Raw genomic sequence first — 2,745 nt, 5'->3', positions numbered from 1 at the left:
TCCACGTTGATATCGAACCCGCCCTTGCCGGCATAGAGCCCGGTTTGCTCCACCACGGATGCATAGGTGCTATCCGTCTTGCCGCTGCTCACACTGCCGCTGGCGCTCACCGTGGTGCCGTAACAGATCGGCGGCACACAGATGCTGGCCTGCATGCCCGATGACGATTCGCGGCTGTGGTAGTCGTCCGTGTCCTGACGGCTTTCGATGCGATGGTTTATGCGTGTCGAAATGAAAGCCGCCCCGGCGGATGCGTCAATGAAGTCTTCAGGACTTAGGAATACCACGATGACTCGGCTAGAAATCGGAACTAAAAGGTAATGCAGGCAAAGCCTTTCTGCCTTGGCTCCGTGCGCTGCACCGCAAGCCGCTGGGCATCGCCCTCTTTCGTTTCATCGAGAATCTCGATATGGCAGTGCCCGGTGTTCGCGCTGATCGCGCGCTGGAATACCGATGTCTGGTGCGCTGTGTCATCGCGGCCAGGAAGGCCATGCACGACATACTTGTGACCGGCTTGCGGCTTGAACCTGATCATATCCCTGCAGCGATACATCCCCACCGAGCCGTCAATCGCGATAACCAGCGATTTGTTTGCCCGAACCTGCAAGGGCTGATTCTCGATCCGGATGTTGGTTTGGTAGCAACCTTTGGGGTCCATGACCGGGCTGGTCATGGAAAAGTTGCCTGTGTCGTAGAGTTCGGCTACGGGTTCGTCCGGGCTGACGGGCGGTGGGGTGTAGGTAGAGCAAGCGGCGAGAGTGAGGACCGCTAAGAATGCGCATATGATTATTTTCATTTGTAAATGGTGCGAATCTATTTGATCACTATAGATAATTTAGCTTTTCTTAGCGGAAAATATTTTTAAGTCATCCATAGCATCCTCTATCGCCCCAAGCAGAGCTTCCTCAGACGCCAATGATTGGAGTGTTCTACACACCGCAGTGAGATCCATGTTCGGAGACCTGCGGACTAAGTGCCCAAAACAGGTTATCGCCAGTCTCCGCAAAGACACTTCTCTGCGCACATCCGCAGCGACATCACAAAGCAATTTAGCCACACGTTCCACATCTGGTTCATACATGGCAAGACTTACGCAGGCACGAGTCGCATCGGCTTGATTCTCGGAGTTCAAGAGAACTTCCGCCAGCATTAGACTTATGGGGGCCGGGTTTTCATAGTTCATTTTACATTTCCTCTTCTGTCAGCATAGCCAGCCTTAATTAAGGAGTTCTGCATCTCTATCGTGAGATCTTCCCATTTCCTTACGTGTCCGTGATAGACATCACCATTTGTTCTATCGAAGACAACGAAATCACCTGTCTCTCTATCGACGCTAACCCGACGAGGTGACGTATCTTTTATCTGCACCGACGTGTCGAGAGACTCCTGCCCGTTCACCGGGCCACGGCTCTTGACCGGGTTATCAACCGTCCCATGGTAGGGGGCAGGCTCAAAAGTGAGCTTCCGCGAAGAAAAAGTGGATCCGCCAAATCCCGACGCAACTCCTATCCCAACGTCGGCAATAAGATCGGCGATCTCCGGCGAGCCGAGAGAGCTGTCCACCCCATATCGTGCCGCACTAGCCAAGGCTAGGCTGCGCATCTGGTTGACGGTCGTGTCGCCAAGGCGCAAGTCCGCGTACTCTAGTCGCTCCGCCTCGGTCCAGTTAGTAGGCCCCTTTCCCTGCAGTTCCGCGATACGCTGCCCTTGAGCATTCTGCTCTGCTCGGAGTTCCTGCGCCAGGCTCGTGCACTCTGCGTAGCTCGAGCAGTTCGCAACGTCTTCGCGATTCTCGGTCCACTTCCTCGCGTACTCGTCTCGCACTTCCTTTTCGCACTGGTCATCTTTACAGTCGGCTAGAGCCTCGGCTCTTTCACGCTTTTGCTTATGGTTCAGGTAGTTGTTCTCCGTCGCCACCTTGCCTACGTTTGCGCCTGCTGCTGCATCATTCGGCGACCCACCAGCTACGGCACCCGCCACCCCACCTACGAAAGCCCCTGCTAGTTGAACCAGGGCCTTCCGATCGGCATCGCTCAGTCCGTCCACATCTAGCAACGCTTCGCCAAACGTCTCCATTGCCAGAGATGCGGCACCGCCTGCTGCGGCGCCCGCCGCAAAGCTGCCCCCCAGTGCTTGCGAAATCAGACCACCCACCAAAGCGTGTACAAGGGCCTTGGTTTCAGGGGTGGAGTTCTCCAAAGCACTGCCCACTTGGTTGTAGAGCATGGGCGCTGCCTGTTGAACGGTCTCGCTCATCAACCGTTTGAACGCTTGCTCATCCTTGACCTTTTGTTCATCGAAGATCTTGCTGACGCTCTCATTCGCTGCGGCAGTATCACGATTCAACGCAGCAATCGTCTCTTCTGCCGTCTGCCCGGTCTTCTCTTGTTGTCCAGTCGCGTCTTTGATCTTGATGGTCCCATCAGCAATCGCACTCCTTGTGGTCCCTCCGGCGCCCCCTTCTGTCGGCTTCTGAGCGTTCCCAGCGGCCGTCGCCGCCAAGCTATCCGCAAGGTTCTGGAGAACACTCGTGCCGCCTTGCCCGCCACTGAAACTCCCCGCAATCGTCGACGTATCGCTCTTGTACTCGGCCTTGTTCTCGATATCGCTCGTTGTCAGCGTGCCGGTGGTCAGCGTGTTCTTGTCCTTCTCCGCCGTACTCGCGATCACCGCGCCCTTCAGGCCGGTGTTCCCCTCCACGTTGATATCGAACCCGCCCTTGCCGGCATAGAGCCCGGTTTGCTC

3 protein-coding genes are annotated in these 2,745 nt (G+C 56.1%); all 3 read right to left on the bottom strand.

Going from position 1 to position 2,745, the window contains the following annotated elements; all coding sequences use genetic code 11:
* On the bottom strand, positions 1–287 hold a 287-nt coding region (locus AC1DFU_RS27540; protein ID WP_441593848.1), incomplete at its 3' end, for a hypothetical protein.
* A 23-nt stretch (positions 288–310) separates the two neighbouring features.
* Positions 311–673, bottom strand: coding sequence for a hypothetical protein (locus AC1DFU_RS27535; RefSeq protein WP_441593846.1), 363 nt, complete (start codon positions 671–673; stop codon positions 311–313).
* Positions 674–1,179: 506 nt separating this feature from the next.
* Positions 1,180–2,745 (bottom strand): VENN motif pre-toxin domain-containing protein (locus AC1DFU_RS27530; RefSeq protein ID WP_477159829.1); only part of this gene is annotated, 1,566 nt, incomplete at its 5' end.

Source organism: Cupriavidus sp. 10L45 (assembly GCF_056395225.1).
The sequence above is the reverse complement of the archived record's forward strand: the minus strand, read 5'-3'. Positions and strand labels throughout refer to the sequence as shown.

What these genes read in the sequence shown, in the direction of transcription:
- AC1DFU_RS27535 (WP_441593846.1), bottom strand. Translation starts at nt 673, where the DNA reads ATGACCAGCCCGGTCATGGACCCCAAAGGTTGCTACCAAACCAACATC.